We start from the raw sequence: 25,930 nt of genomic DNA on the forward strand, positions 1-25,930 counted from the left end.
TACCCGCGAAAGGGCCGGTACAGGCTTACAACGGCTTCTCGAATATCTTCGAATTGCGCTGGTAGTTGTACAGCGAAGCCCGCGCCGCCGGCAGCCGCTCCACCTCGCTGGGCGAGAAGCCACGCTCGCGGAACCAGTGCGCGGTGCGGGTCGTCAGCACGAACAAAGTGCTCAGCCCCAACGCCCGCGCCCGCGTCTCGATGCGCTCAAGCAGCTCATCGCCACGCCCGCCATGCCGGTATTCCGGGTTCACCGCCAGGCACGCCAGCTCCCCGGCCTCGGAATCGGCAATCGGGTAAAGCGCCGCGCAGGCGATGATCATGCCTTCGCGCTCGACCACGCTGAACTGTTCGATCTCCCGCTCCAACACTTCGCGCGAACGGCGCACCAGGATGCCCTGCTCTTCCAGCGGGCTGATCAGGTCCAGCAAGCCACCGACATCGTCGATGGTTGCCTCGCGCACCACCTCGAACTGTTCCTGGGACACCAGCGTGCCGCCACCGCCACGGGTGAACAGCTCGGTCAGCAGCGCGCCATCTTCGGCATAACTGACGATATGGCTGCGCGCCACGCCCCCCTTGCAGGCCTCGGCGGCGGCATCGAGCAATTCAGCCTGGTAATCGCTGCCCAGGCGTTTGAGGTGCGGCGCGATCTGTTGCGGACGCAGTTCACGCACCAACTGGCCTTGCTCGTCCAGCAACCCGGGCTCGGCACCGAACAGCAGCAACTTGTCAGCCCCCAGCTCGATGGCGGCGCGGGTGGCGACGTCTTCGCAGGCCAGGTTGAAGATTTCACCGGTTGGTGAATAGCCCAGCGGCGACAGCAGCACGATGGAGCGCTCGTCGAGTAGGCGGTTGATACCTTTACGGTCGACCCGGCGCACTTCGCCGGTATGGTGGTAATCGACCCCTTCCAGTACACCGATCGGCCGCGCAGTGACCAGGTTGCCGGAGGCCACGCGCAAGCGCGAGCCCTGCATCGGCGAGGCCGCCATGTCCATCGACAGACGTGCCTCGATGGCCAGGCGCAGGGCGCCGACCGCATCGATCACGCAGTCCAGGGTTGCCGCGTCAGTGATGCGCATGCCGCGGTGGTAATGCGGGGTCAGGCCGCGAGCAGCCAGGCGGCTTTCGATCTGCGGGCGCGAGCCGTGCACCAGCACCAGGCGCACGCCAAGGCTGTGCAGCAGCACCAGGTCGTGGACGATATTGCCGAAGTTAGGGTGTTCAACACCGTCCCCCGGAAGCATGACCACGAAGGTGCAGTCGCGGTGGGCGTTGATGTAGGGGGAAGCATGGCGCAGCCAGTTGACGTAATCGGGCATGACAAGGCCTGTGGATAAGTGAACGGAGAACGAAAAGGCGCACAACGTTCGAAAGTCATCGTCGGAACAGGCTTGCGGTCACGCGCGGTCTCCTCTAGGCAGGAACGAATCAGCTCAATGGACGTTTAGCTCAGGCAATAGTGCCGGATCAGGTCACGCAATAGACGCACGGTAGGCTCGATACGTGACATTTCAAGGTACTCGCCAGGTTGGTGGGCACAGGCGATGTCGCCTGGGCCGAGCACGATGGTCTGGCAACCGAGCTGCTGAAGATAAGGCGCTTCGGTGCCAAAGGCCACCGCTTCGGCACGATGGCCGGTCAGGCGCTCGGCCAACAGCACCAGCTCGCTGTCGGCGGCCTGCTCGAACGGCGGCACTTCGGGGAACAGCGGCGCGTAGTCGATACGGACTTCGTGACGCTCCGCCAACGGTTCCAGCTTGGCGCGAATGGCGGCGCGCAGCGGCTCCACATCCATGCCCGGCAGCGGGCGCAGGTCGAACTCCAGGGCGCACTGGCCACAGATGCGGTTGGGGTTGTCGCCACCGTGGATGCAACCGAAGTTCAGGGTGGGGGTGGGCACGCTGAACTGCGGGTTGCGGTATTTCTCCTGCCAACCGCGACGCAGGTCCATCAGCTCGCCCATCACCGCATGCATCGCTTCCATGGCGCTGCGGCCCAGACTCGGATCCGACGAGTGGCCACTGCGCCCAAGTATGTCGATGCGGTCCATCAGGATGCCTTTGTGCATGCGGATCGGCTTGAGCCCGGTCGGCTCGCCGATCACCGCCGCCCGCCCGAGCGGCTGGCCGGCTTCGGCCAGGGCCCGGGCACCGGACATGGAGCTTTCCTCGTCACAGGTGGCGAGGATCAGCAGCGGTTGCTTGAAGTCGTGTTCGAGCAGCGGGATCACGGCATCGATGACCAGGGCGAAGAAGCCTTTCATGTCGCAACTGCCCAGCCCCACCCAGCGGCCATCGACCTCGGTCAGCTTGAGCGGGTCGCTGCTCCACAGCTGAGGGTCGTAGGGCACGGTGTCGCTGTGCCCGGCCAGCACCAGGCCGCCCGGGCCGGTGCCACGGCTGGCCAGCAGGTTGAACTTGCCGGGGCTGACTTGCTGAATCTCGCAGGTGAAGCCAAGGTCGCCCAGCCAACCGGCCAGCAGGTCGATGACCGGGCGGTTGGACTGGTCCAGCGCAGGCTGGGTGCAACTGACCGAGGGGGCGGCGATCAGGGCGGCGAACTGGTCTTTCAGCGACGGCAACGGCATGCGCGGACTCCTCGACGGCATCGAAGCTCATCATAACAATGCCATCCCTGCGCAGAGCAAGCGATTGCCTGTGGGAGCGGGTTTACCCGCGATGGGCCGCAAAGCGCCCCCAAATCCGGCAGGCCACAGCCGACTCCTGTAGACTGCTCGCCAACCACGCCCCCTTCCCGAGCCCGCGATGCACAAAGAAACCGAACTCAAACTCCGCGCCAGCCGCGAGACCCTTGACGCCCTGCGCGAGCACCCGCTGCTGAAGAAGCGCAACAAGTCCGGCTGGCAGACCCGCGAGCTGCTCAACCAGTACTTCGACACCCCGCAGCGCGAGCTCTCCGCCGCCCGCGTCGCCCTGCGCCTGCGCCGCGACGGCGAGGTCATCATCCAGACCCTCAAGTGCCGTGGCCAGAGCGTGGCCGGCCTGTCCGAGCGCAACGAATACGAGTGGCACCTGGACAAGGTCAAGCTCGACCTGAAGAAGCTCGACGCCACCTGCTGGCCCGAGCAACTGGCCAACCTCGACAAGAAGACCATCAAACCGTTGTTCACCACCGACTTCACCCGCGAGTACGCTGAAATCGCCTGGGGCCGTGGCAAGGCCAAGGTGGTGATCGAGGCCGCGCTGGACCGAGGCTTCGTGATCGCCGGCAAACGCAAGGAAGAAATCTGCGAGCTGGAGCTGGAGCTGCGTGAAGGCGCGCCGCAAGCGCTGCTGGAACTGGCCGCCGAGCTGGCCGCCGCGCTGCCGCTGATGCCCTGCGACATCAGCAAGGCCGAACGCGGCTACCGCCTGCTCGACCCGGACAGCTACGAGCTGGATCTGCCGCACACCGAACTGGACGCCGAGACCCCCCTGGACGACGCCTACACCGCCCTGGCCTGGCAACTGTTGGGCAGCAGCCAGCGCCTGGCCGAGCAATTCCGCCACAACGGCCACTGGCGCCTGCTGCAGGACTGGGTCCGCTGCCTGGCCGAACTGCGCGCGCTCACCGGCAGCCTCGGCCAAGCCGCGCCGCGCCCGACCACCCGCGCCCTGCGCAGCAGCCTCGACGCGCTGCTGGAAGACTGGCGCCCACTGGTACAGGCCGGCAACGACGACGAAGACATTCGCCGCGCCGCGCCCGAGCAATTCGCCGAAGAGCTTGAAGATGTGCGTTGGGGCCAGTTCTCCCTGGAGACCGCCAATTGGCTGAACGCCCGTGCCTGGACCGCCGAGCGCAAGGGCCGTGGCGAACGCCAGGGCAAGGCCCAGCTGGCCAGCTGGCTGCAACACCAACTGGGCGAGGAAGCCCGGGCGCTGAAGCTGCCGCTGTACGTGCAGCGCCCGGAAGACCTGGCCGAACAACTGCCGCGCATCGAGTGCGTGCAGGCCTGGCTGCACCATGCGCGTCAGGTGCTGGACCTGCCGCAGCTGGACCGCCTCTACGGTGAGCTGAACAAGCTGCACCAACTGGCCGAACAGCCGTTGCTGGACGAGCACAAGGACGAACTGCTGGAGGCCCGTGTCGAGCAGGCCCGCGCCATCGAGCAGAATCGCGCCTGGAAGTACTTGCTCAAGGCCTGAGGCCCCTTCGCCGGCAAGCCGGCTCCTACACCATCCGTAGGAGCCGGCTTGCCGGCGAACCGCACCTCAGCGCCCCAGCGGCAAGCTGGTGGTGCTCTTGATCTCCGACAGCGCCACGATCGAATTCACCTCCTGGATCCCCGGCACGTTCGACAACTTCTCGAAGAAGAACCGCTCGTACGCCTCGATATCCGACGTGACGATCCGCAGCAGAAAATCCACTGCCCCCATCAGCACGTAGCACTCCAGCACTTCGGGAAACCCACGGATCGCTTCGGTGAATTCGGCGAAGTTAGAGCGGCCATGGGCATTGAGCTTCACCTCGGCGAAGATCTGCGTGTTCAACCCTACCTTCTTGCGGTCCAGCAGGGTCACCTGGCCACGGATCACACCCTCTTCCTTCAAGCGCTGGATCCGCCGCCAGCAAGGCGATTGCGACAACCCGACGCGCTCGGCAATCTGCGCACTGGATAGCGAAGCATCCTCCTGCAGCAATTCGAGAATGCGTCGGTCATAGGCGTCCAGCTCGCTTTGCATAATTGATTCCTGATTCAGCTAAACATGAAATTGAATTATTCGACCAAGCGGCAAATCGAATAAATCATAGCGAAAAAATGCCCCGTCCCCCGTGCAAGAATTTCCCTACTTTCCGCGGAGACCCGGCATGAACGTACTCGAACGCCCCCTCACCTCCCCTCGCGCCGACGCCTGGGCCGCCAACGCCGCCCACAGCACCGTGCGCTACCACTTGCAGGCCGAAGCCGAGCCAGACAGCCTGTGCCGCGTGCTCAACCTGTTCGCCCTGCAGTTCCTCACCCCGCACAGCGTGCAGGTCAGCCAATGCGACGACCTGCTCGACATGCAGATCGGTATCGGCGGCCTGAGCTGGCACCGTGCCGAAGTGATCGCGCAAAAGCTGCGAAACCTGGTTTGCGTCAGCGAAGTCAGCCTGGAAAACCTGCCAGCGCTGGCCGAGGTCGTCGCGCGCTGAATGACCCGCGCAAGATCCCGAAACCCTTTGCCGGCGCAGCCGTGATCGTCCCCGGCTAGCCTTGCCCAGGCTACCGTTCACCCGGCAGGGACGCCACCATGCTCAGCAACACTACCCAAGACCTCGACCTCAACCGCCTGCTCGACGCCCTGCTGGCCGAACACCGGCTCGCTGCCGGCGATGCACTGGAGGTGCTCGAACGAGCCAAGGCGTACCCCACCGAGCATCCCCTGGAGCTGATCGCCGCGCTCGACCTGGCCGACCCGCTGCATCCCGGCCAGCCGCTGGACCTGAACACACTGTGCCGCTGGCTGGCAGACCAGGTTGGCCTGCCGTTCCTGCACATCGACCCCCTGCAGGTCGACCTGGCCCGGATGGCCAGCCTGATGTCCGCTGGTTTCGCCCAGCGTCACGGCATACTGCCCATCGCGGTGGATGCCGGCACCATCACGGTGGCCACTGCCCAGCCCTACCTGCGTGAATGGGAGGCCGAGCTCGCGCTCAGCCTGGGCAAGACGGTATGCCGCGTGCTGGCCAGCCCCAGGCAGATCCACCAACTGAGCCCAACGTTCTTCGGCCTGGCCCGCTCCGTGCGCGGCGCCGGCGACCAGCCCTCGCCGGGCCTGGGCGAGCTGGAGCAGTTGCTCGAAGTGGGCGCCAACCAGCCCCAGGCCAGTGCCGATGATGCCCATATCGTGCATATCGTCGACTGGATGCTGCAATACGCCATCGAACAACGGGCCAGCGATATCCACCTGGAGCCCCGCAGGGAGCAAGGCCGCCTGCGTCTGCGCATCGACGGCCTGCTGCACCAGGTCTACAGCTTCCCGGCCAACGTCACCCTGGCCATGGTCAGCCGCCTCAAGCACCTGGGGCGGATGAACGTCGCGGAAAAACGCCGCCCGCAGGACGGTCGCCTGAAGAGCCGCTTGCCAGGCGGCGCCGAGACCGAGCTTCGTCTTTCCACGTTACCGACGCCGTTCGGTGAAAAGCTGGTGCTGCGCCTGTTCGATCCGCAGCAGTTGCACGACAACCTCGAAAGCCTGGGCCTGGAAGACCCGATGCTGGAGCAATGGCAAGCGCTGCTGCGTCAACGCCGGGGCATCCTCCTGGTGACCGGCCCCACCGGGTCAGGCAAGACCAGCACCCTCTACGCCAGCCTCAGGCATCTGGCCACGCCACAGGTAAACCTGTGCAGCATCGAAGACCCGATCGAACGCCTGGAGCCGGCGATCAACCAGCTTCAGGTCCAACCCGCGCTCGACCTGGGCTTCGCCAATGGCGTGCGTGCCCTGCTGCGCCAGGACCCGGACATCATCATGATCGGCGAGATCCGCGACCCGGAGACCGCCCAAGTGGCCGTGCAGGCCGCTTTGACCGGCCATCTGGTGCTGTCGACGCTGCACACCAACGATGCCTGCGGAGCAATCACCCGCCTGCTGGAACTGGGCGTCGCCGACTACCTGATCAAGGCCACCTTGAGCGGCGTCCTGGCCCAGCGCCTGGTACGCACCCTTTGCCCGGCATGCCACGGCATACAGGCCTGCCGCCAGTGCCGTGGCACGGGCTACCACGGCCGCACCGGGCTGTTCGAGTTGCTGTCTGTCAGCCCACGCCTGCGCGAATGGATCACGCCGTCCACCGACATTGCCGCGCTGCACCAGCAAGCCCTGGCCGACGGCATGCGCGACCTGCGCCGCTGCGCACAGGACAAGATCGAGCGCGGCCTGACCAGCCAGGAAGAAGTATTGCGTGTCTGTGGATAACCAAGAAATCCCCTGCGTGGCCGGGAACTTGGCGCAGGGTCAGTGGATCAAACCGGCATCTCAACCGCCCTCATCCACCGAGGTGATTCAACATGCGTTTCAAAACAGCCATCGCAGCCACTGTCCTGTTCTCGCTGCCCATTGGCTCCGCCATGGCCGATACGTTCTGGCGTAACGTCATTTCCTCCGGCGCCACCACCGCCTCGACCTACCTGACGTTCAAGGATCACAAGCTGATCGTCGCCGCCCAGGACGACGCCGGCAGCTTCGTCGCCAGCGAGGGCGCGATCCGCGGGCCGTACCTGGAAGCCGCGATGCGCCAGGTGCGAGCGGACAACCCAGGCGTCCAGGCCAGCGACATGGAGCTGGCCAACGCGATCCTGGCCAAGAACGCCGTGGCCGAGTAATCCCCTCGCCCTGTAGGAGCGGCTTCAGCCGCGATCACCCGCAAAGCGGGTGCCATCCACCGCGATATCCGCATCGCGGCTGAAGCCGCTCCTACACACCATTTCAGCGATACGCCTCCACCGGCACACACGCACAGAACAGATTCCTGTCCCCATACACGTTGTCGACCCGGTTCACCGCCGGCCAGTACTTGTGCTGGCGCGCGTGAGCGCTGGGGGCCACCCCCTGCTCGATGCTGTAGGGCCGATCCCACGGCGCCAGCACATCGGCCAGGGTATGCGGGGCATGCTTGAGCGGGTTGTCCTCGGCAGGCCAGTTCCCCTCCTGCACTTCACCGATTTCCGCGCGGATCGCCAGCATCGCCTCGACGAATCGATCCAGCTCGGCCTTCGACTCGCTCTCGGTGGGCTCGACCATCAGCGTGCCCGGCACCGGGAACGACATGGTCGGCGCATGGAAGCCATAGTCCATCAAGCGCTTGGCCACATCCTCCTCGCTGATGCCGGTCAATGCCTTGAGCGGGCGCAGGTCAAGGATGCACTCGTGGGCCACACGCTCGTTGCGCCCACGGTAGAGCACCGGGAAGGCATCGCGCAGCTGGCTGGCCAGGTAGTTGGCCGAGAGGATCGCCACTTCGCTGGCGTCGGCCAGTTGCCGCCCCATCATGGCGATGTACATCCAGCTGATCGGCAGGATACTGGCACTGCCCCAGGGCGCGGCGCTGACCGCCGTCATGTTCGGGTCCAGGCCGGGCACCGGCACCACCGGGTGGCTGGCGACGAACGGCTTGAGGTGGGCACGGATGCCGATCGGCCCCATGCCCGGGCCACCACCGCCGTGGGGGATGCAGAAGGTCTTGTGCAGGTTCATGTGCGACACGTCGGCACCGATGTCGGCGGGCCGCGTCAGACCAACCTGGGCGTTGAGGTTGGCACCGTCCATGTACACCTGGCCGCCATGCTGGTGCACCACCTCGCAGATCTCGCGGATGCCCTCTTCGTAGACGCCGTGGGTCGATGGGTAGGTGACCATCAGGCAGGACAGCCGATCACCGGCCGCGTGAGCCTTGGCCTTGAGGTCTTCGAAATCGATGTTGCCCTGCTCGTCGCACTCGACGATCACCACCTCCATCCCCGCCATCTGCGCCGATGCCGGGTTGGTGCCGTGGGCCGACGACGGGATCAGGCACAGGGTGCGCCTGGGCTGGTGGCGGCTGCGGTGATAACGGGTGATGGCCATCAGCCCGGCATACTCGCCCTGGGCGCCTGAGTTGGGCTGCATGCAGATGGCGTCGAACCCGGTGATCGCGCACAACCAGCTTTCCAGCTCGTCGATCATCGCCTTGTAGCCCTGCATCTGGGTGAGCGGGGCGAACGGGTGCGGTTGGGCAAACGCCGGCCAGGTGATGGGGATCATCTCGCTGGTGGCGTTGAGCTTCATGGTGCAGGAGCCCAGCGGGATCATCGACTGGTTCAGCGCCAGGTCCTTGTTCTCTAGCTGCTTGAGGTAGCGCAGCATCTCGGTTTCGCTGTGGTGCAGGTTGAACACCGGGTGCTGCAGGATCGGCGTGCGTCGTACCAGGGCACCGGGGATGCCCTCGGGCAGCGCCTTCTGATCAAGCTCGGTGATATCCAGCCCGTGGTCGACACCGAGGAAGATGTCGAACAGCTTGTACACCGTCGCTTCGTCACAGGTTTCGTCCAGGCTGACACCCAGGTGCCCACGCCCGAGGATGCGCAGGTTGATGCGTGCATCCTCGGCGCTGGTGATGATCGCCGCCTGGGTGCCGCCGACGTCCAGCGTAAGGGTGTCGAAGAAGTGCTGGTTCAGCCGCTTGAGGCCCTTGGCCTCGAGCCCGGCGGCGAGGATGAAGGTCAATCGATGAACGCGCTGGGCGATGCGTTGCAGGCCCTCGGGACCATGGTAGACGGCGTAGAAGCCGGCAATGTTGGCCAACAGCACTTGCGCCGTGCAGATGTTGGAGTTGGCCTTCTCGCGGCGGATATGTTGCTCGCGGGTCTGCAGGGCCATGCGCAGCGCGGTGTTGCCGCGGGCATCCCGGGACACGCCGATGATGCGCCCGGGCATGGCCCGCTTGAAGTCGTCGCGGCAGGCGAAATAGGCCGCATGGGGCCCACCATAGCCCATGGGCACGCCGAAGCGCTGGGTCGAACCGAGCACCACGTCCGCCCCCAGCTCGCCCGGCGGGGTGAGCACCACCAGGCTGAGGATGTCGGCGGCTACGCAGGCCAGTGCCTGCTGGCCGTGCAACTGGTCGATGAGGGGGCGCAGGTCGCGCACTTCGCCGTGGGTATCCGGGTATTGCAGCAAGGCCCCGAATACCTTGTGTCTGGCCAGGTTATCCACAGAGTCGATGATCAGTTCAAAGCCGAAGCCCTCGGCGCGGGTCTTGAGCACCGATAGCGTCTGTGGATGGCAGTGCTCGTCGGCGAAGAAGGCGTTGCTCTTGCTGCGCGCCACGCGCTTGGCCAGGGCCATGGCTTCGGCGGCGGCGGTGGCCTCGTCGAGCAGTGATGCGTTGGCCAGGGCCAATCCGGTCAGGTCGATGACCATCTGCTGGAAATTCAGCAACGCTTCCAGGCGCCCCTGGGCGATCTCCGGCTGATACGGGGTGTAGGCGGTGTACCAACCCGGATTCTCCAGCACGTTGCGCAGGATGACCGTGGGGGTGACGGTGGCGTGGTAACCCATGCCGATCAGGCTTGTCCACAGCTGATTCTGCGCGGCATAGCCGGCAAGCTTGTCGAGCGCGGCCTGTTCGTCGAGGGCTGGCGGCAGGTCGAGGGGGCGGTTGAGGCGAATGCCGGGCGGCACGGTCTGCTCGATCAGCTCATCACGGCTGGCGACACCCAGTGCCTCGAGCATGGCCTGCTGCTCCGGGCCATCGGGGCCCAGATGACGACGCAGGAAAGGGTTGGGCTCTTGCAGTTGACTCAGGGATGGCGACTGGGACATGGCGACGATCTCTTCCTGGACCAGTTCTCTTGGAGACTTACAAGTCTAGGAAGGGATCGGCGATGTTGCGGGAAAACTTGTGAAGCCTGTTCGCCAGCATGGTTGGCACCTACATGAACGCGTGTATCCTCTGTAGGAGCCAGCCTTGCTGGCGAGCCACGATCACTCGCCGATCGCAGCCTTGTAACCGGCCGCATCCAGCAGCTTGTCCAGCTGGGACTTGTCGCTCGGCTTCAGCTTGAAGATCCACGCATCGTAGGGTTCTTCGTTCAGCAGCTCCGGGCTGTCGGCCAGCTCTTCATTGACCGCGATCACTTCGCCAGCCACCGGCGCGTAGATGTCCGAAGCGGCCTTGACCGACTCGACCACGCCTGCCGCGTCGCCTGCCGCGAACACCTTGCCGACTTCGGCCAGCTCGACGAACACCACATCACCCAACGCTTCCTGGGCATGGTCGCTGATGCCCACGGTCACAGTGCCATCGGCTTCCAGGCGCGCCCACTCATGGCTTTCGGCAAAACGCAGGTCGGCGGGGATATTGCTCATGTCTTGTCTTCCTCGATTGGGTCAGCGGACGGCCCGCCGTTAAGTGTTCAGATCAGGATCTTGCCGTGGCGCACGAAGGTTGGCTTGACCACCCGCACCGGGTACCACTTGCCGCGGATTTCCACTTCGGCGCGGTCGCCGGTCGCCATGGGTACACGCGCCAGGGCAATGGATTTGCTCAGCGTAGGCGAGAAACTACCACTGGTGATCTCCCCTTCGCCAATGCCGGATACACGAACCACTTGATGGGCGCGCAATACACCCCGCTCCTCGAGCACCAGGCCGACCAGTTTTTCCTTCACGCCCTGCTCGATTTCCGCCAACAGGCCGCCACGGCCGACGAACTCGCGGCCAGCCGGCTCCCAGGCGACGCTCCAGCCAAGATTGGAGGTCAGCGGGGTGTGGGACTCGTCGATGTCCTGGCCATACAGGTTCATGCCGGCTTCCAGGCGCAGCGTGTCTCGGGCACCCAGGCCACTGGGGGCGATGCCCGCACCGACCAGGTCGTTGAAGAAGGCTGGTGCCTGATCGCCGGGGAGGATGATCTCGAGGCCGTCTTCGCCGGTGTAGCCCGTGCGGGCGATGAACCAGTCACCTTCGATGAAGCCCTCGAACGGACGCAGTTCGCGGATCAGTGCGGCACGCGGCGCGCTGACCAGGGCGGCGACCTTTTCACGGGCTTGAGGGCCTTGAATCGCGAGGATTGCCAGCTCCGGGCGGGGGGTGAAACTGACCTTGAAGCCAGCGCTCTGCACCTGCAGCCAGTTCAGCACCTTGTCGCGGGTGGCGGCGTTGGCCACCAGGCGGTAGCCATCTTCGGTGCGGTAGGCGATCAGGTCGTCGATGACCCCGCCTTCATGATTGAGCAACGGGCTGTACAGTGCCTTGCCGGGGCTTTCCAGGCGCGTCACGTCATTGGCGAGCAAGTGCTGCAGCCAGGGTGTGGCGGCACAGCCTTCGATATCGATGACGGTCATGTGCGAGACATCGAAAACCCCGCAGTCACTGCGCACCTGGTGGTGCTCCTCGACCTGCGAGCCGTAGTGCAGGGGCATGTCCCAACCGCCGAAGTCGACCGTCTTGGCGCCAAGCGCCAGGTGCAGGTCATACAGAGGCGTACGCTGTCCCATGGGTTTCTCCTTCCGGGCGTGGCGAGGCGGCGGCGGGCGGCAATTGTTTATTGATCACCTGTTCTTGTAGGAACCGCCGCTGCGAATGCCGCGCATTGTAGCCGCAAGGAAGCGCCCTGGCACCCTTATCGCCGATGCCCCGGACGATGGGCAGAACGACGGATCAGCCCGATCACCGGCAGCAAACCGACCAGCACCAGGGTCAGCGCCGGCAACGAGGCCCGCGCCCATTCACCCTCGCTGGTCATCTCGAACACCCGCACGGCCAGGGTGTCCCAGCCGAACGGGCGCATCAACAAGGTGGCCGGCATTTCCTTGAGCACGTCGACGAACACCAGCAATGCGGCGCTCAGGGCCCCGGGCACCAGCAACGGCAGATACACCTTGAAAAACAATCCTGGCCCGCCAACACCAAGGCTGCGCGATGCCTCTGGCAAGGAGGGCCGGATGCGCTCCAGGCTGCTTTCCAACGGCCCGTAGGCGACCGCGATGAAGCGCACCAGGTAGGCCAGCAGCAGCGCCGACAGGCTGCCCAGCAACAGCGGCTTGCCCGCCCCGCCCAGCCACTGCGACAGCGGTACCACCAACTGATTGTCCAGGTAGCTGAACGCCAGCATGATCGACACGGCAAGCACCGAGCCGGGCAACGCGTAGCCCAGGTTGGCCAGCCCGACCCCGGCACGGATCCCCGTGGTGGGCGCCTGGCGGCGGGCGAAGGCCAGCAGCATGGCCACGCTGACCGTGATCAACGCGGCCATGCCACCCAAATACAGGGTGTGCATGACCAGCCCGAAATAGCGTTCGTCCAGATCGTGCCGACCTCGCTGCCAGAACCACGCCAGCAGTTGCAGCAGCGGGATGACGAAGGCGCAGGCGAACACCAGCAGGCACCAGGCGCTGGCGGCGAACGCCTTGACGCCGCGCAGGTGGTAAAGCGCCTGCCCCCGTGGCCGTTCATTGCCACTGCGGCTGGCACCGCGGGCGCGGCGCTCGCCGTACAACACCAGGATGACCGCCAGCAACAGCAGGCTGGCCAGCTGCGCCGCGCTGGACAGGCTGAAGAAGCCGTACCAGGTCTTGTAGATCGCCGTGGTGAAGGTGTCGAAGTTGAACACCGACACCGCGCCGAAATCGGCCAGGGTTTCCATCAGCGCCAGGGCGATACCCGCGCCGATGGCCGGGCGCGCCATGGGCAGGGCGACACGCCAGAACGCTTGCAACGGTGACAGCCCAAGCACCCGCGCCGCTTCCATCAGGCCCTTGCCCTGGGCCAGGAACGCGGTACGTGCCAGCAGGTAAACGTAGGGGTAGAACACCAGCACCAGCACCGTGATCACCCCGCCGGTGGAGCGCACCCGCGGCAGGCGCATGGGCCCGAACACTTCGCGCAACGCCGTCTGCACGGGGCCGGCGAAATCCAGCAAGCCGACGAAGACGAATGCCAGCACATAGGCGGGGATGGCGAAGGGGAGCATCAGCGCCCAGTCGAGCCAACGCCGGCCCGGGAATTCGCAAAGGCTGGTGAGCCAGGCCAGGCTCACCCCCAGCGCCGTCACGCCTATGCCAACACCGACCACCAGCGTGAGGGTGTTGCCCAGCAGGCGGCCCATCTGGGTGTCGAGCAGGTGCGACCAGATCTGCAGGTCGATCGACTGCCAGGACAGTAGCAGAACACTCAGCGGAAGCAGGATCAGGGCTGCGGTCAGGAAGACCGGCAGGTACCAGCGGCGTTGGAGGGTATGGGGCAATGCAGGAGTCTCGATTGCGGGTGGCGACCGCTGTGCGGTCGTTCGCGGCTGAAGCCGCTCCTACAAGGGACCGTGCAATCCCCACAACCTGTAGGAGCGGCTTCAGCCGCGAAGGGGCCCCAAAGGGCCCCGACAGGATAAGCCGTGAAACTCAGTTCCAGCCAGCCCGGTCCATCAAGCGAATGGCCTCGGCCTGGCGCTTGCCAGCCACTTCCACCGGAATGCTGTCAGCCTTGAAGCTGCCCCAGGCGGCCACCTCCTCCGACGGTTTCACCTTCGGGTTGGCCGGGAACTCCTGGTTGATGTCGGCGAACAGCTTCTGCGCCTCTTCGCCGGTCATCCACTCCACCAGCTTCTTCGCCGCCTCCGGGTGCGGTGCGTGCTTGGTCAGGCCGATACCCGACAGGTTGACGTGCACGCCACGGTCGCCCTGATTGGGCCAGAACAACTTCACCGGCAGGTTCGGCTTCTCCTTGTGCAGGCGGCCGTAGTAGTAGGTGTTGACGATGCCCACATCGCACTGGCCGGCCGCGATGGCCTGAAGCAAGGCGGTGTCGTCGGAGAACACGTCGGTGGACAGGTTGTTGACCCAGCCCTTGACCAGTTTCTCGGTCTCGGCCTCGCCGTGGTTCTCGATCAGGGTGGCGGTCAGCGACTGGTTGTAGACCTTCTTCGCCGTGCGCAGGCACAGGCGGCCTTCCCAGTTCTTGTCGGCCAGGGCCTCGTAGGTGCTCAACTCGGACGGTTTGACCCGCTCGGTGGAGTAGACGATGGTCCGCGCGCGCAGGCTCAGGCCGGTCCAGTCGTGGGACGAGGCGCGGTACTGCGCAGGGATGTTCTGGTCGATGATGGCCGACTTGATCGGCTGCAGGATGCCCATCTGCTCGGCCTGCCAGAGGTTGCCGGCATCGACGGTGAGCAGCAGGTCGGCCACGCCGTTCTCGCCCTCGGCCTTGATGCGCTGCATCAGCGGGGCTTCCTTGTCGGTGATGAACTTGATCTTCACCCCGGTCTTGGCGGTATAGGCGTCGAATACCGGCTTGATCAGCTCGTCGATGCGCGAGGAGTACACCACCACTTCATCCGCCGCCTGGGCGGTGCCGCCGAACAACGTGAGGGCCAGGGCGGCCAGTAGGGGCTTGCGGGATAACATTCGGGGCACTCCTCGCTGAGTTGAGAGGTGCAAATGGTAGTGGTTCCCATTTTACGACTCATCTGCCGAGCCGTTACCAGATGTTGCTGGGGGCTGCTATGCAGTCCTTTCGCGGCCCCGCGCCATCTCAAGCCTTGGCCAACTCCGGCAAGTCCCCGGACAACCCTAACGCCTGGCGCACGAACAACGCCTTGGCCTCGGGCATCTGTTCCACCAGCTTCAACCCGCTGTTGCGCAACCAGCGCAACGGCAGCGGATTGGCCTGGAACAACCGCTCGAAACCTTCCATCGCCGCCATCAGCGCCAGGTTGTGCGGCATTCGACGCCGTTCGAAACGGCTCAGCACCTTCACATCGGCCAGGCGCTCGCCGCGCTCGCAGGCCCGCACCAGCTCCTCGGCCAGCACCGCGGCATCGAGGAAGCCCAGGTTCACCCCCTGCCCCGCCAGCGGGTGGATGGTGTGGGCCGCGTCGCCGATCAGCGCCAGCCCTTCTTCCACATAGCGTTTGGCGTGGCGTTGGCGCAGCGGCACACAGACCCGCGGGTCGGCCTGCAACACCTCGCCCAGGCGCCCCTCGAAAGCACGCTCCAGCGCCTTGCAGAACGCCTCGTCGTCCATCGCCATGGCCTGCTCGGCCTGCTCCGGCGTGGTCGACCAGACGATCGAGCACCAGTCCTGCCGACCGTCGCGATCGAGCGGCAGGAAGGCCAGCGGCCCCTCGTCGGTGAAGCGCTGCCAGGCCGTGGCCCGGTGTGCTTCGCTGCAACGCACGCTGGTGACGATGGCGTGGTGCAGGTAATCCCACTCGCGGGTCTGGCAACCCGCCAGGCGCCGCACCGCCGAGTTGGCGCCGTCGGCGGCGATCACCAGCGGCGAACGCAGCTGGCGGCCATCGGCCAGGGTCAGCAGCCATTCGTCACCGGAACGGCGCAATTGCTCAAGACGGGCGTTGGGCAGCAGCCCGACATCGCTGTCGTGCAGGCGCTCCAGCAGGCCGTCCTGGACCACGCGGTTCTCGACGATATGGCCCAGCACCTGGGCATGCACGCTGGCCGCCGAGAAGTGAATCTCGCCAGTACCGCTGCCATCCCAGACGCGCATGTGCGAATACGGCGATACGCGCCGCCGAGCGATGCCCTCCCAGGCCCCCACACGCTCGAGGATGCGCTGGCTGGCTGCCGACAACGCGCTGACCCGCGGCTCGAACGCCGCGTCGCTGTCGAAGGGCTTGACCGACAGCGGGCCGCCGTCGAGCAGAAGGACTTCCAGGCCGCTGTGGCGCAAGGCCAGGGCCAGGGCGCTGCCGACCATACCGGCACCGACAATCAACAGATCCGCGCGCATTTCCATGCCTTACGCCTGCCTCGCTTGCGGCTTGAGCCGCACATATAGGGTTTTGTCGACCCGCGCCACCAGCTCGCCGGCACCGTCGCGGATCTCCACCTGCAACCGGGGCAGGTATTTCTTGCCGCTGGCGGTCTGCTGGCGGATGTCGTCCAGCAGCGCGTCATCGACGTGCAGTTCGGCATATACCGGGCCCTTGCCCGGCGAGATGAAATCGATGCTGGCGGCCTTGTCCCAGACGATGTACTCGCGCCCCAGCTGCTCGATCAGCAGCAGCATGTAGAACGGGTCGACCATCGAATACAGGCTGCCGCCGAACTGGGTGCCGACGTAGTTGCGATTCCACCGCGTCAGCTTCATGCGCACCTTGACGCGGCGCATGTCCGGGCTGATTTCCTGGATGTGGATGCCAGCACCGAGGTAAGGCGGGTAGAGATTCAGCAGCCAACGCAGCATGCGGGCTCGGCGCGCGAGCTTGCGGGAGTCGCTCATGCCTGGCCTCGCGGGTCGGGGCGTGTACCCAGGCCCATGGCCTGGCGGGCGAACCAGCTTTTCGCCGGGGGCAGCAGGTCAAGGCCGAGCAAACCGATATTGCGCCCAGCCGCCATCAAAGGCTGGTTGCTGCCAAACAGGCGGGTGACCTGGTCGGAGAAGCCGATGGTCATCGCCTGGTCGAGGCGCTGGCGCGTCTGGTAGACCTGCAGCGTGGCCAGGTCGCCGGGTTGCTGCGGGCCGGCCAGCAACGCTTCGGCCAACGCCTGCACATCGCGCAGCGACAGGTTGAAACCCTGGCCGGCGATCGGGTGCAGGCTGTGGGCGGCGTTGCCCAGTACCACCAGGTGCGGGCGCACCTGCTCCTCGGCCTCGACCAGCGCCAGCGGATACAGATGGCGGGCGCCTACCTGGCGCAGCGCGCCCAGGCGATAGCCGAAGGCGTCCTGCAGCTCGCGCAGGAAACTGCGTTCATCGAGTTCAGCCAGGCGCCTGGCGTCCATCCCCTGGCGGGTCCAGACCAACGCGCAGCGGTTCTCGGAGAGCGGCAGCAACGCCATCGGGCCTTGCTCGGTGAAGCGTTCGAAGGCTTGGCCGCCGTGGGCCTCGCCGGGGGTGATGTTGGCGATCAGTGCGCTCTGGTCATAGGGCGTGCGGCGCACATGAATGCCCAACTGCTCGCGCAAACCCGAGCGACCGCCGTCGGCCAGTACGGCCAGGTCGCACTCAAGCGAGGTGTCGTCGTCCAGCTGCAAGCAATAGCCACCGGCGATGGCCTGCATGGCCTTCACTTCGGCCGGGCAGCGCCAGCTGACCACCTCGCTGTCGATGGCCTGCCACAGGCACTGGCCGAGCCAGGCGTTCTCCACCACATAGCCGAGCGCCGGCACGCCCTCCTCGCTGGCATCCAGGCGCGTGGCGCCAAAGCGGCCACGGTCGGAAACCTGGATCTGCAGGATCGGTTCGGCGCGGTGGCTGATGGCCTGCCACACCCCCAGTTGTTCGTAGATCTGCCGAGTGCCGTAGGATAGCGCCGAAGAGCGCGCGTCGTAGCTGGGCTGAAAGCTGTCGCCCGGGGCGAACGGCTCGATCAGCAGGATCTTCCAGCCACGCGCCTTGGCCGCGGCCTGCAGGGTCAACGCCAGGCTGGCGCCAACCAAGCCGCCACCGATGATCGCCAGATTGACCCGGTTCATGCGGCGTCCTCGCGGGCACCGAGCATCAATGCCTCGATGTCGGCGACGGTCTTGGGAACGCCTGAAGTGAGGATTTCACAACCTTGCCTGGTGACTACCACGTCGTCCTCGATCCTTACGCCGATGCCGCGCCACTTTTTCGCGACGTTCTGGTTGTCGGCGGCAATGTAGATGCCGGGTTCGACGGTCAGCGCCATGCCCGGCTCGAGCACCCGCCACTGGCCGCCGACCTTGTATTCGCCCACGTCGTGCACGTCCATGCCCAGCCAGTGCCCGGCGCGGTGCATGTAGAAGGCGCGATGGGCTTCGCTGTCGATCAGCGCCTGTACCTCGCCCTTGAGCAGGCCCAGTTCCACCAGGCCTTCGGTGATTACCCGCACGGTCGCCTCGTGGGCGTGGTTCCAGTGCTTGCCCGGGGCGATCACTTCGAACGCGGCTTCCTGGGCCTTGAGCACCAGCTCATAGATGGCCTTCTGCTCCGGCGAGAAGCGCCCGCTGACCGGGAAGGTGCGGGTGATGTCGCTGGCGTAGCAGTCGATCTCGCAGCCAGCGTCGATCAGTACCAGGTCACCGTCCTTGAGCGGCGCATCGTTCTGCTGGTAATGCAGGATGCAGCTGTTGCGCCCGGCCGCGACGATCGAGCCGTACGCCGGCATCTTCGCCCCACCCTTGCGGAACTCGTAGTCGAGCTCGGCTTCCAGGCTGTACTCGTGCAACCCGGCACGGCATGCCTGCATGGCCCGGACGTGGGCACGGGCGGAGATTGCCGCGGCCTCGCGCATCACCTTCACTTCCGCCGCCGATTTATACAGGCGCATGTCGTGCAGCAGATGATCCAGGGCAACGAACTCGTTCGGCGGCTGGGCCCCCAGGCGGGCCTTCGAACGGATCACGTTGATCCAGTCCATCAGCCGCCGGTCGAACTCGGCATTGCTGCCCATGGCGCTGTACACCCGCTCGCGGCCTTCGATCAGGCCAGGCAGGATCTCGTCGATATCAGTGATGGGGAAAGCGTCGTCGGCGCCGAAGTCGCGCATTGCGCCTTCCTGGCCGGCACGCAGGCCATCCCACTGCTCGCGCTCAGGGTTGCGCTCGCGGCAGAACAGCACGTACTCGCCGTGCTCGCGGCCAGGAATCAGCGCAATTACCGCCTCAGGCTCGGGGAAGCCGCTGAGGTACTGGAAATCGCTGTCCTGACGATAGACGTGCTCGACGTCGCGGTTGCGGATGGCGACCGCGGCGGCTGGCAGGATGGCGATGCTGTTGGGGACCATCTGCGCCATCAGCGCCTTGCGCCGACGGGCGTACTCCGCCTTGGGTATGTGGCTCATGGGCAAACGACCCCGGTTCAGATCAATGCAGCGATGGCTTGGTGGCGGGCGCTTCCGGCTTGGCCAGTTCCGTATACAGCAGCAGCGGCGCGACGCGCAGGTATTCCATGACTTCCATGTAGTCGTTTTCGCCGTCTTCGGACTCTTCCAGCGCTTCCTGGACCTGGGAGATGGCCACCAGGTCCTGGAGCACTTCCTTCGCGTCGGTGGACAAGTCCTTGCCACCGGCGTTCAAGCCGAAACCGGTAATGAAGCCCTGGCACCACTGGCCCAGCGCGGCGGCGCGGTCGGCCAGCGCGGCATCGTCGGACGGCAGCAGCAGGACGATGGCGACGTCCTCGCCGGTCAGCTCGGCCTTGACCATCTCTTGCAGGCCGACCAGGGCGTTGCGAACGGTGTCGCCGGGCTCGGTCTCGAGCAGTTGGGCCGCATCGGCCAGCCAGGCGTCGGCATCGAAACCGGCACCGGCGCAGCTGCGGCCGATCAGCAGGCCATGCAGCTCGGCGGGAGTGACAGGGTGGCCATTGCTCGAGAGCAACATGGCGAAGGCGATGTAGGGCGATTGGGTATTGGGCATGGGCAGCTAGGCGCCAGACGGCGCAATGACTAGAATGGAGACCTTGTATCCTAGCACCGGCAGGCGCGCCAAGACCATCGGCACTGGCCGTCTCGCCCCTGGGGCAGGCATGATCGCCAGGTGAGTCAAGGAATCGAGTGCAACCCATGCAAGAGAACGACCTGCAAGCGCTGATGAGCCGGTTCGAGCTGCTGATCGAGCGCGTCGAGCAACTAAAACGGCAAAATGCACTCCTACTAGCTCAGGAACGATCCTGGCGCGAGGAGCGCGCCCACCTCATCGAAAAGAACGAGATCGCCAAACGCAAGATCGAGTCGATGATCTTGCGCCTCAAGGCCCTGGAGCAAGACTCATGAGTTCAAGCAATAGCGTCACCGTGCAGATCCTCGACAAGGAATACTCGATCATCTGCCCACCCGAGGAGCGCAACAACCTGGTCGGTGCCGCGCGTTATCTCGATGGCAAGATGCGCGAGATCCGCAGCAGCGGCAAGGTGATCGGCGCCGACCGCATCGCCGTGATGGCCGCGCTGAACATCACCCACGAGCTGCTGCACCGCCAGGAACGCCCGGAAGTCGCCAGCGGCGGCACCACCCGCGAGCAGGTGCGCGACCTGCTGGAACGGGTCGACCAGGCACTCACCGACGATCCGGTTAGCAAAAACGATTGAGATTGGTATACTGGCGCCACTCCCTGGGGGATGCGCCAGTCGGTTATGTCCCTGAGCCGATACGCACAACCACGGGGGTTGCACGCTGGGGCCGGTGTGCATGTCCGCCCGACGGAAAGCCTTAACGCCCCCTGCAATCTCCACCTTGAACTTTCGGGTTCAAGGGCTACACCGATAGCGGTCTTGTCGGGGAGCCTGAATTCTATTGCCCGCCTTCCTGGCGGGCATTTCGTTTTGGCCGCCAGCCTCATCGGGGACCGCCCGTGCCATGACCGACATCACGCCGCTCACCCGCCCGCAACTGCGCCGCCTGCTGCGCAACGCCCGCCGCGCGCTGACAACATCCCAGCAACGCCAGGCCGCCTTCGGCCTGTACCGCCAGTTGGCGCAGGACCCGTTGTTCCGCCGCGCCCGGCATATCGCCCTGTACCTGCCCAACGACGGCGAAATCGACCCACGCCTGCTGCTGCGCGAAGCCCATAAACGCGGCAAGCATGTGTACCTGCCCGTGCTGCACGCCTGGCCTCGCACCCGCATGGTGTTCCAACGCTTCGAGCCGGGCGAGAAACTGCGCCCCAACCGCTTCCGCATCGCGGAGCCGGTGATCGAACGCAAGCGTCAACGACCGGTCTGGGCGCTGGATCTTGTCCTGCTGCCGCTGGTCGGGTTCGATGAAGTGGGCGGTCGTCTGGGCATGGGCGGCGGTTTCTATGACCGCAGCCTGGCCTATCAGGCGCGGCGCAAGGCCTGGAAGAAACCACTGCTGCTGGGGCTGGCGCACGAATGCCAGAAGGTAGAGCGGCTGGCCCAGGCGAGCTGGGATGTACCCTTGCGCGGGACGGTCTCGGACCGTGGCAGGTACCTGGCGCCGAAGTGAACGGGCGCGAAAAGGGGGATCAGCGGTGCTGCTGTTGCGCGGGGTCGACCGGGGCCTGCTGATAGGCGGCGTCCAGCTTGCGCTCCCACAAACCCTGGGCGTAACCGGTGGTGACCACACCCAGACCGAAGATGAAGGCCAGGATCCAGAGCAGGTCCGGTTTACGTTGTTTCATCGATTGCCCCCAATAAGATGGTCCATGCTCGGCGGCTTTCTTGATGGCTGCCGGAGCGTCTAGCTATAAAATCGGCGCATTTTCCGACAACGTGAGTCGACACGCAAACGTTGACGCCAACCGACTGTCGGTTTCATGCAACGAGTTATTTCAAACCCTTTCAGGAGCAGCATCCATGGCCTACTGGCTGATGAAATCCGAGCCCGACGAGCTGTCGATCGAAGCCCTGGCACGCCTGGGCGAGGCTCGTTGGGACGGTGTGCGCAACTACCAGGCGCGCAATTTTCTGCGGGCCATGAGCGTAGGCGACGAGTTTCTGTTCTACCACTCCAGCTGCCCGCAACCGGGCGTCGCCGGTATCGCCCGGATCACCGCCGCCGCCTATCCGGACCCCACGGCCCTGGACCCTGAAAGCCACTACTTCGACGCCAAGGCCAGCACCGAGAAGAACCCGTGGAGCGCGGTGGACGTGGCCCATGTGCAGACGTTCCGCCAGGTGCTCGGCCTGGGCCTGCTCAAGCGGCAGGCAGCCCTGGAGGCATTGCCCCTGGTGCAGAAGGGCACCCGCCTGTCAGTGATGCCGGTGACACCCGAGCAATGGGTAGCGATCCTCGCGCTGAGCTGAATACCCGTCTATCGTCAGGGGTTTGACCAATATCAACGCGCCAGGAAGTGCGCCGCGCCAGGATTGAGGCGTGCAAGCCGCAGGATGCAGACCGATGAACCGAATCGCCCCCAGACTCTTCGCCAGCGCCCTGATCGCCCTGCTGCTGGCGGCGGGTGGGCTGGGTTACTGGAAATCCCTCCACGACCGCCTGCCCGAAGGCCTGAGCATGGGCAACGGCCGCCTCGAGTCCACCGAAGTACAGATCGCCAGCAAGGTTCCCGGCCGCCTGGCCGAAGTGCTGGTGGACGAAGGCGACAAGGTCAGCCGTGGCCAACTGCTGGCGCGCATCGACACCCGCACGATGGAAGCCCAGCGCGCCCAGGCCGAGGCCGAAGTGCTGCGCGCCAACGAGAACTACGCCGCCGCCCAGGCCAGCGTGCAACTGCGTCAAAGCGAGCTGCTATTGGCCAGCCAGGAGCTCAAGCGGGTACGCGAGATCTACCAGCGCAAGTTCGCCAGCCAGCAGTTGCTCGACCAGCAGCAAGCCCGCTACGACACCGCCAACGCCGCCGTGGTCGCCGCCCGGGCGCAACTGGCGGCGATCAAGGCCGCCATCGGCGCCGCCGAGGCCCAGGTGGCGCAGCTCACCAGCGAGATCGACGATAGCAGCCTGCGCGCCCCCATCGACGGCATCATCCAGCTGCGCCTGGCCGAGCCCGGCGAAGTGCTCGGCGCCGGCGGCCGGGTGTTGATGCTGATCGACCCCAGTGACCAGTACATGAACCTCTACCTGCCCGCCGCCACCACCGGTCGGCTGACGGTTGGCGATCAGGCACGGATCGTCCTCGACGCCCTGCCCGAGAAAGCCTTGCCGGCCAAGGTGGCGTTCGTCGCGGCGAAGGCGCAGTTCACCCCGAAACAGGTGGAGACCCGCGACGAGCGGCAGAAGCTGGTGTTCCGGGTGAAGCTGCGCCTGAGTGAACCCAGCGCGGTGCCCCAGGCCAAGCCCGGAATGCCCGGCGCCGGTTACGTGCGCACCGCCGACGTGGGCTGGCCGGCCAACCTGCAATGAACGCCGCCCCAGCGCTGCTGGCCGAGGGCATCTGCCACCGCTATGGCGACCTGCAGGCCCTGCGGGACGTGGCCTTCAGCCTGCCGGCCGGCACCCGCTGCGGCCTGATCGGCCCGGATGGCGCCGGCAAGTCGACGCTGCTCGGGCTGATCGCCGGGGTCAAGCGCCTGCAACAGGGTGAGCTGCAGGTGCTTGGCGGCTCGATTCGCCAGCGCCGCCACCGTACCGCGCTGTACCCCAGGGTCGCGTTCATGCCCCAGGGCCTGGGCAACAACCTGTACCCGGAGCTGTCGATCCGCGAGAACATCCAGTTCTTCGCCACCCTGTTCGGCCTGGGCCGCGCCGAATGCCGCCAGCGCATGGCCAGCCTGCTGCGCGCCACCGACCTGGAACGCTTCGCCGGGCGCCCGGCGGGCAAGTTGTCCGGTGGCATGAAGCAGAAGCTCGGTTTGTGTTGCGCGTTGATCCACGAACCGGACCTGCTGATCCTCGACGAGCCGACCACCGGCGTCGACCCGTTGTCGCGGCGGCGCTTCTGGGAGCTGGTGGAGCAGGTCCGCGTCCAGCGCCCACAACTGACCCTGCTGGTGGCCACCGCCTACATGGAAGAGGCCGAGCAGTTCGAGCACTGCCTGATGCTCGACGGCGGGCGCCTGCTGGCGGCCGGCCCCAGCCAGGAACTGGCCGCCGTCACCGCAAGTGGCAAGCTGGACGATGCCTTCACCCACTTCCAGGGTGCCGGCCGCGAACAGCCCGCCCCCCTGCACATTCCGCCCCGCGAGACCGACGATGGCCCGATCGCCATCGAAGCCCATGACCTGACCCTGCGCTTCGGCGACTTCACCGCCGTGAACAAGGTCAGCTTCGCCATCGGCCGTGGCGAGATCTTCGGCTTCCTCGGTTCCAACGGCTGCGGCAAGACCACCACCATGAAAGTGCTCACCGGCCTGATGCCGGCCAGTGAGGGCAGCGCCAGCCTGCTCGGGCGCCCGGTGGACGCCGGCGACCTGGCCACGCGCAAGCGGGTGGGCTTCATGTCCCAGAGCTTTTCCCTGTATGGCGAGCTGAGTACCCGACAGAACCTCGAGTTGCACGCGCGCCTGTTCGACCTGCCCAAGGCCGACAGCACCCTGCGCATCACCGAGTTGATCGAACGTTTCGACCTCGGCGCCATCGCCGACCAACCTTCCGGCGCCCTGCCCCTGGGCTTGCGCCAGCGCCTGTCGCTGGCCGTGGCAGTGCTGCACCGCCCGGAAGTGCTGATCCTCGACGAACCAACCTCGGGCGTCGACCCAGCCGCCCGCGACGGCTTCTGGCGCTTGCTGGTGGAGCTGTCCCGCGAGCAGGGCGTGACCATCTTCCTCTCCACCCACTTCATGAACGAAGCCCTGCGCTGTGACCGCATCTCGCTGATGCACGCCGGCCGGGTGCTGGCCTGCGACACCCCGCAGGCGCTGCAACGGCAGTTCGGCGGCGACACCCTGGAAGACGCCTTCGTGCGCTGCCTCGAACAGGCCCAGGACACGCCAACCCAGGCCCAGGCCGATACAGCGCTGGAACAGGCCGGCACGCCGCCACCGCCGCTGCGCCAGGCCTTCAGCCTGCGCCGCCTGCTGGCGGTGGCCAGCCGCGAGGGCAAGGAACTGTTGCGCGACAAGGTGCGCCTGGCCTTTGCCCTGCTCGGTGCGCTGTTCATGATGGTGATCTTCGGCTACGGCATCTCGCTGGACGTGGAAAACCTGGCCTTCGCCGTCTACGACCAGGACCAGAGCCCGCAAAGCCGCGCCTACCTCGAGGCCTTTCGCGGCTCACGCTACTTCGCCGAACAAGCGCCGATCCGCGACGCCCGTCAACTGCACCAGCGCCTGCAGCGCTCGGAAATCAAGCTGGCCCTGGAGATCCCGCCAGGCTTCGGCCGCGACCTGTACGCCGGGCGCCAACCGGTGGTGGCGGCCTGGCTCGACGGCGGCATGCCGTTCCGCGCCGAGACCAGCCGCAACTATGTCGAAGCCGTGCACCAGGCCAACCTCGAACAGCTCGCCGCCCTCAGCCCGCACCCGGTGTCGCGCCAGCAGCCCGTGCGCCTGGAGACGCGCTTTCGCTACAACCAGGACGTGGTCAGCGTGAACGCCATCGGCCCCGGGGTGATGGCGCTGATCCTGGCGTTCATCCCGGCCATGCTCACCGCGCTGGGGATCGTGCGGGAAAAGGAACTGGGCTCGATCACCAACTTCTACGCCACCCCGCTCACCCGCCTGGAGTTCCTGCTCGGCAAGCAGGCGCCCTACCTGGCGGTGAGCCTGGTCAACCTGGCGCTGCTGGTGGCGATGAACCGCTGGCTGTTCGGCGTACCGCTCAAGGGCAGCCCGCTGGCCCTGGCCTGCGGCGGCCTGGCCTACCTGCTGGCGACCACCAGCCTGGGGCTGTTGATCTCGGCCTTCACCCGCACGCAGATCGCGGCGATCCTCGGCACCATGATCATCACCAGCTTGCCGACCATCCAGTTCTCCGGGCTGATCGTGCCGCGCTCGTCGCTGGACGGTTCGGCGGCGCTCATGGGCCAGCTGTTCCCGGCCGGCTACTTCCTCGACATTGCCGTGGGTACCTTCACCAAGGCCCTGGGTCTGCGCGAGCTGTGGCCACAGTGCCTGGTCCTGCTGGGGTTTTTCGCCGCCTTCACCGGGCTGAGCCTGGCCATGCTGAAAAAGCAGGAGGCCTGA

General features: G+C 65.9%; 24 protein-coding genes and 1 other RNA gene. 11 read left to right on the forward strand and 14 right to left on the reverse strand.

The features are described from left to right. Positions 1 to 25: 25 nt before the first annotated feature. Together argA and argE are read right to left on the reverse strand one after the other, a co-directional pair. Entirely contained in the window at positions 26 to 1,324 is a 1,299-nt protein-coding gene (gene argA, locus JYG34_RS25005) for an amino-acid N-acetyltransferase (protein ID WP_213658806.1), read from the reverse strand. A 125-nt stretch (positions 1,325 to 1,449) separates the two neighbouring features. Further along, positions 1,450 to 2,592 carry an acetylornithine deacetylase gene (gene argE / locus JYG34_RS25010; RefSeq protein WP_213658807.1) on the reverse strand — a complete coding sequence of 381 codons (1,143 nt, stop codon included), beginning with the start codon at positions 2,590 to 2,592 and terminating at the stop codon, positions 1,450 to 1,452. A gap of 178 nt (positions 2,593 to 2,770) precedes the next feature. Between argE and JYG34_RS25015 the strand changes: the two genes are divergently transcribed. Continuing rightward, positions 2,771 to 4,150 carry an inorganic triphosphatase gene (locus JYG34_RS25015; RefSeq protein WP_213658808.1) on the forward strand — a complete coding sequence of 460 codons (1,380 nt, stop codon included), beginning with the start codon at positions 2,771 to 2,773 and terminating at the stop codon, positions 4,148 to 4,150. Between the two features lie 66 nt (positions 4,151 to 4,216). Here JYG34_RS25015 and JYG34_RS25020 read toward each other — a convergent pair whose 3' ends face one another. Beyond that, positions 4,217 to 4,687, reverse strand: a complete 471-nt coding sequence (locus JYG34_RS25020) for an Lrp/AsnC family transcriptional regulator (RefSeq protein ID WP_011536281.1) — start codon at positions 4,685 to 4,687, stop codon at positions 4,217 to 4,219. Between the two features lie 127 nt (positions 4,688 to 4,814). On the opposite strand from JYG34_RS25020, the gene JYG34_RS25025 reads away from it, so the two are divergent. From JYG34_RS25025 to JYG34_RS25035, 3 genes are all read left to right on the forward strand, one after another. Further along, positions 4,815 to 5,141 (forward strand): hypothetical protein, encoded by a 327-nt coding sequence (locus tag JYG34_RS25025; protein WP_213658809.1) that lies wholly within the window; start codon positions 4,815 to 4,817, stop codon positions 5,139 to 5,141. Positions 5,142 to 5,239: 98 nt separating this feature from the next. Next, entirely contained in the window at positions 5,240 to 6,907 is a 1,668-nt protein-coding gene (locus JYG34_RS25030; RefSeq protein WP_213658810.1) for a GspE/PulE family protein, read from the forward strand. Positions 6,908 to 6,999: 92 nt separating this feature from the next. Beyond that, on the forward strand, positions 7,000 to 7,314 hold the full coding sequence (locus JYG34_RS25035; protein ID WP_011536284.1) for a DUF2388 domain-containing protein: 315 nt from the start codon (positions 7,000 to 7,002) through the stop codon (positions 7,312 to 7,314). A gap of 103 nt (positions 7,315 to 7,417) precedes the next feature. Here JYG34_RS25035 and gcvP read toward each other — a convergent pair whose 3' ends face one another. The 10 genes from gcvP to JYG34_RS25085 all read right to left on the reverse strand — a co-directional run bounded on the left by gcvP (position 7,418) and on the right by JYG34_RS25085 (position 19,809). Beyond that, complete coding sequence (gene gcvP, locus JYG34_RS25040; RefSeq protein WP_213658811.1) at positions 7,418 to 10,291, reverse strand: aminomethyl-transferring glycine dehydrogenase; 2,874 nt, start codon at positions 10,289 to 10,291, stop codon at positions 7,418 to 7,420. Between the two features lie 162 nt (positions 10,292 to 10,453). Beyond that, a complete protein-coding gene (gene gcvH, locus JYG34_RS25045) occupies positions 10,454 to 10,837 on the reverse strand; it encodes a glycine cleavage system protein GcvH (protein WP_213658812.1) in 384 nt (127 codons plus the stop codon). 47 nt (positions 10,838 to 10,884) lie between these two features. Continuing rightward, a complete protein-coding gene (gene gcvT / locus JYG34_RS25050; RefSeq protein ID WP_213658813.1) occupies positions 10,885 to 11,967 on the reverse strand; it encodes a glycine cleavage system aminomethyltransferase GcvT in 1,083 nt (360 codons plus the stop codon). 125 nt (positions 11,968 to 12,092) lie between these two features. Beyond that, the gene (locus JYG34_RS25055; protein ID WP_213658814.1) at positions 12,093 to 13,715 is read right to left on the reverse strand and encodes an ABC transporter permease; all 1,623 of its coding nucleotides are present in this window, start codon (positions 13,713 to 13,715) and stop codon (positions 12,093 to 12,095) included. A gap of 151 nt (positions 13,716 to 13,866) precedes the next feature. Next, the gene (locus JYG34_RS25060) at positions 13,867 to 14,868 is read right to left on the reverse strand and encodes an extracellular solute-binding protein (protein ID WP_213658815.1); all 1,002 of its coding nucleotides are present in this window, start codon (positions 14,866 to 14,868) and stop codon (positions 13,867 to 13,869) included. A gap of 127 nt (positions 14,869 to 14,995) precedes the next feature. Then, entirely contained in the window at positions 14,996 to 16,213 is a 1,218-nt protein-coding gene (locus tag JYG34_RS25065) for a 2-octaprenyl-3-methyl-6-methoxy-1,4-benzoquinol hydroxylase (protein WP_213661254.1), read from the reverse strand. Between the two features lie 9 nt (positions 16,214 to 16,222). After that, a complete protein-coding gene (locus JYG34_RS25070) occupies positions 16,223 to 16,705 on the reverse strand; it encodes a DUF4442 domain-containing protein (protein ID WP_213658816.1) in 483 nt (160 codons plus the stop codon). Next, positions 16,702 to 17,901, reverse strand: a complete 1,200-nt coding sequence (ubiH, locus tag JYG34_RS25075; protein ID WP_213658817.1) for a 2-octaprenyl-6-methoxyphenyl hydroxylase — start codon at positions 17,899 to 17,901, stop codon at positions 16,702 to 16,704. The genes JYG34_RS25070 and ubiH overlap by 4 nt, the downstream gene beginning before the upstream one ends. Continuing rightward, positions 17,898 to 19,232 (reverse strand): Xaa-Pro aminopeptidase, encoded by a 1,335-nt coding sequence (gene pepP, locus JYG34_RS25080; RefSeq protein ID WP_213658818.1) that lies wholly within the window; start codon positions 19,230 to 19,232, stop codon positions 17,898 to 17,900. The genes ubiH and pepP overlap by 4 nt, the downstream gene beginning before the upstream one ends. A gap of 22 nt (positions 19,233 to 19,254) precedes the next feature. After that, positions 19,255 to 19,809: a YecA family protein gene (locus tag JYG34_RS25085; protein ID WP_011536294.1), complete on the reverse strand. Its 555-nt coding sequence runs from the start codon at positions 19,807 to 19,809 to the stop codon at positions 19,255 to 19,257. Between the two features lie 146 nt (positions 19,810 to 19,955). Between JYG34_RS25085 and JYG34_RS25090 the strand changes: the two genes are divergently transcribed. The 4 genes from JYG34_RS25090 (at position 19,956) to JYG34_RS25105 (ending at position 21,356) form a co-directional block, all read left to right on the forward strand. Continuing rightward, positions 19,956 to 20,165 (forward strand): TIGR02449 family protein, encoded by a 210-nt coding sequence (locus tag JYG34_RS25090; RefSeq protein WP_011536295.1) that lies wholly within the window; start codon positions 19,956 to 19,958, stop codon positions 20,163 to 20,165. Further along, the gene (locus JYG34_RS25095; RefSeq protein WP_011536296.1) at positions 20,162 to 20,479 is read left to right on the forward strand and encodes a cell division protein ZapA; all 318 of its coding nucleotides are present in this window, start codon (positions 20,162 to 20,164) and stop codon (positions 20,477 to 20,479) included. Before JYG34_RS25090 ends, JYG34_RS25095 begins: the two co-directional genes overlap by 4 nt. 17 nt (positions 20,480 to 20,496) lie before the next feature. Continuing rightward, positions 20,497 to 20,676, forward strand: a non-coding RNA gene (ssrS, locus tag JYG34_RS25100) — 6S RNA. Between the two features lie 71 nt (positions 20,677 to 20,747). Further along, positions 20,748 to 21,356, forward strand: coding sequence for a 5-formyltetrahydrofolate cyclo-ligase (locus tag JYG34_RS25105; RefSeq protein WP_213658819.1), 609 nt, complete (start codon positions 20,748 to 20,750; stop codon positions 21,354 to 21,356). A 19-nt stretch (positions 21,357 to 21,375) separates the two neighbouring features. Here JYG34_RS25105 and JYG34_RS25110 read toward each other — a convergent pair whose 3' ends face one another. After that, positions 21,376 to 21,531 carry a hypothetical protein gene (locus JYG34_RS25110; protein WP_011536298.1) on the reverse strand — a complete coding sequence of 52 codons (156 nt, stop codon included), beginning with the start codon at positions 21,529 to 21,531 and terminating at the stop codon, positions 21,376 to 21,378. A gap of 175 nt (positions 21,532 to 21,706) precedes the next feature. Here JYG34_RS25110 and JYG34_RS25115 point away from each other — a divergent pair, with 175 nt between their 5' ends. The 3 genes from JYG34_RS25115 (at position 21,707) to rbbA (ending at position 25,930) form a co-directional block, all read left to right on the forward strand. Beyond that, positions 21,707 to 22,156, forward strand: a complete 450-nt coding sequence (locus JYG34_RS25115) for an EVE domain-containing protein (RefSeq protein WP_213658820.1) — start codon at positions 21,707 to 21,709, stop codon at positions 22,154 to 22,156. Between the two features lie 94 nt (positions 22,157 to 22,250). Further along, positions 22,251 to 23,210: an HlyD family secretion protein gene (locus JYG34_RS25120; protein ID WP_213658821.1), complete on the forward strand. Its 960-nt coding sequence runs from the start codon at positions 22,251 to 22,253 to the stop codon at positions 23,208 to 23,210. After that, positions 23,207 to 25,930, forward strand: a complete 2,724-nt coding sequence (rbbA, locus tag JYG34_RS25125) for a ribosome-associated ATPase/putative transporter RbbA (RefSeq protein ID WP_213658822.1) — start codon at positions 23,207 to 23,209, stop codon at positions 25,928 to 25,930. Before JYG34_RS25120 ends, rbbA begins: the two co-directional genes overlap by 4 nt.

Origin of the sequence: Pseudomonas entomophila, from assembly GCF_018417595.1 — a bacterium.
GTDB lineage: Bacteria > Pseudomonadota > Gammaproteobacteria > Pseudomonadales > Pseudomonadaceae > Aquipseudomonas > Aquipseudomonas entomophila_C.

Bases quoted from the DNA above. Each gene is read 5' to 3' on its own strand.
- argA (WP_213658806.1), bottom strand. From the start codon at position 1,324: ATGCCCGATTACGTCAACTGGCTGCGCCATGCTTCCCCCTACATCAAC.
- argE (WP_213658807.1), bottom strand. From the start codon at position 2,592: ATGCCGTTGCCGTCGCTGAAAGACCAGTTCGCCGCCCTGATCGCCGCC.
- JYG34_RS25015 (WP_213658808.1), top strand. From the start codon at position 2,771: ATGCACAAAGAAACCGAACTCAAACTCCGCGCCAGCCGCGAGACCCTT.
- JYG34_RS25020 (WP_011536281.1), bottom strand. From the start codon at position 4,687: ATGCAAAGCGAGCTGGACGCCTATGACCGACGCATTCTCGAATTGCTG.
- JYG34_RS25025 (WP_213658809.1), top strand. From the start codon at position 4,815: ATGAACGTACTCGAACGCCCCCTCACCTCCCCTCGCGCCGACGCCTGG.
- JYG34_RS25030 (WP_213658810.1), top strand. From the start codon at position 5,240: ATGCTCAGCAACACTACCCAAGACCTCGACCTCAACCGCCTGCTCGAC.
- JYG34_RS25035 (WP_011536284.1), top strand. From the start codon at position 7,000: ATGCGTTTCAAAACAGCCATCGCAGCCACTGTCCTGTTCTCGCTGCCC.
- gcvP (WP_213658811.1), bottom strand. From the start codon at position 10,291: ATGTCCCAGTCGCCATCCCTGAGTCAACTGCAAGAGCCCAACCCTTTC.
- gcvH (WP_213658812.1), bottom strand. From the start codon at position 10,837: ATGAGCAATATCCCCGCCGACCTGCGTTTTGCCGAAAGCCATGAGTGG.
- gcvT (WP_213658813.1), bottom strand. From the start codon at position 11,967: ATGGGACAGCGTACGCCTCTGTATGACCTGCACCTGGCGCTTGGCGCC.
- JYG34_RS25060 (WP_213658815.1), bottom strand. From the start codon at position 14,868: ATGTTATCCCGCAAGCCCCTACTGGCCGCCCTGGCCCTCACGTTGTTC.
- JYG34_RS25065 (WP_213661254.1), bottom strand. From the start codon at position 16,213: ATGCGCGCGGATCTGTTGATTGTCGGTGCCGGTATGGTCGGCAGCGCC.
- JYG34_RS25070 (WP_213658816.1), bottom strand. From the start codon at position 16,705: ATGAGCGACTCCCGCAAGCTCGCGCGCCGAGCCCGCATGCTGCGTTGG.
- ubiH (WP_213658817.1), bottom strand. From the start codon at position 17,901: ATGAACCGGGTCAATCTGGCGATCATCGGTGGCGGCTTGGTTGGCGCC.
- pepP (WP_213658818.1), bottom strand. From the start codon at position 19,232: ATGAGCCACATACCCAAGGCGGAGTACGCCCGTCGGCGCAAGGCGCTG.
- JYG34_RS25085 (WP_011536294.1), bottom strand. From the start codon at position 19,809: ATGCCCAATACCCAATCGCCCTACATCGCCTTCGCCATGTTGCTCTCG.
- JYG34_RS25090 (WP_011536295.1), top strand. From the start codon at position 19,956: ATGCAAGAGAACGACCTGCAAGCGCTGATGAGCCGGTTCGAGCTGCTG.
- JYG34_RS25095 (WP_011536296.1), top strand. From the start codon at position 20,162: ATGAGTTCAAGCAATAGCGTCACCGTGCAGATCCTCGACAAGGAATAC.
- JYG34_RS25105 (WP_213658819.1), top strand. From the start codon at position 20,748: ATGACCGACATCACGCCGCTCACCCGCCCGCAACTGCGCCGCCTGCTG.
- JYG34_RS25110 (WP_011536298.1), bottom strand. From the start codon at position 21,531: ATGAAACAACGTAAACCGGACCTGCTCTGGATCCTGGCCTTCATCTTC.
- JYG34_RS25115 (WP_213658820.1), top strand. From the start codon at position 21,707: ATGGCCTACTGGCTGATGAAATCCGAGCCCGACGAGCTGTCGATCGAA.
- JYG34_RS25120 (WP_213658821.1), top strand. From the start codon at position 22,251: ATGAACCGAATCGCCCCCAGACTCTTCGCCAGCGCCCTGATCGCCCTG.
- rbbA (WP_213658822.1), top strand. From the start codon at position 23,207: ATGAACGCCGCCCCAGCGCTGCTGGCCGAGGGCATCTGCCACCGCTAT.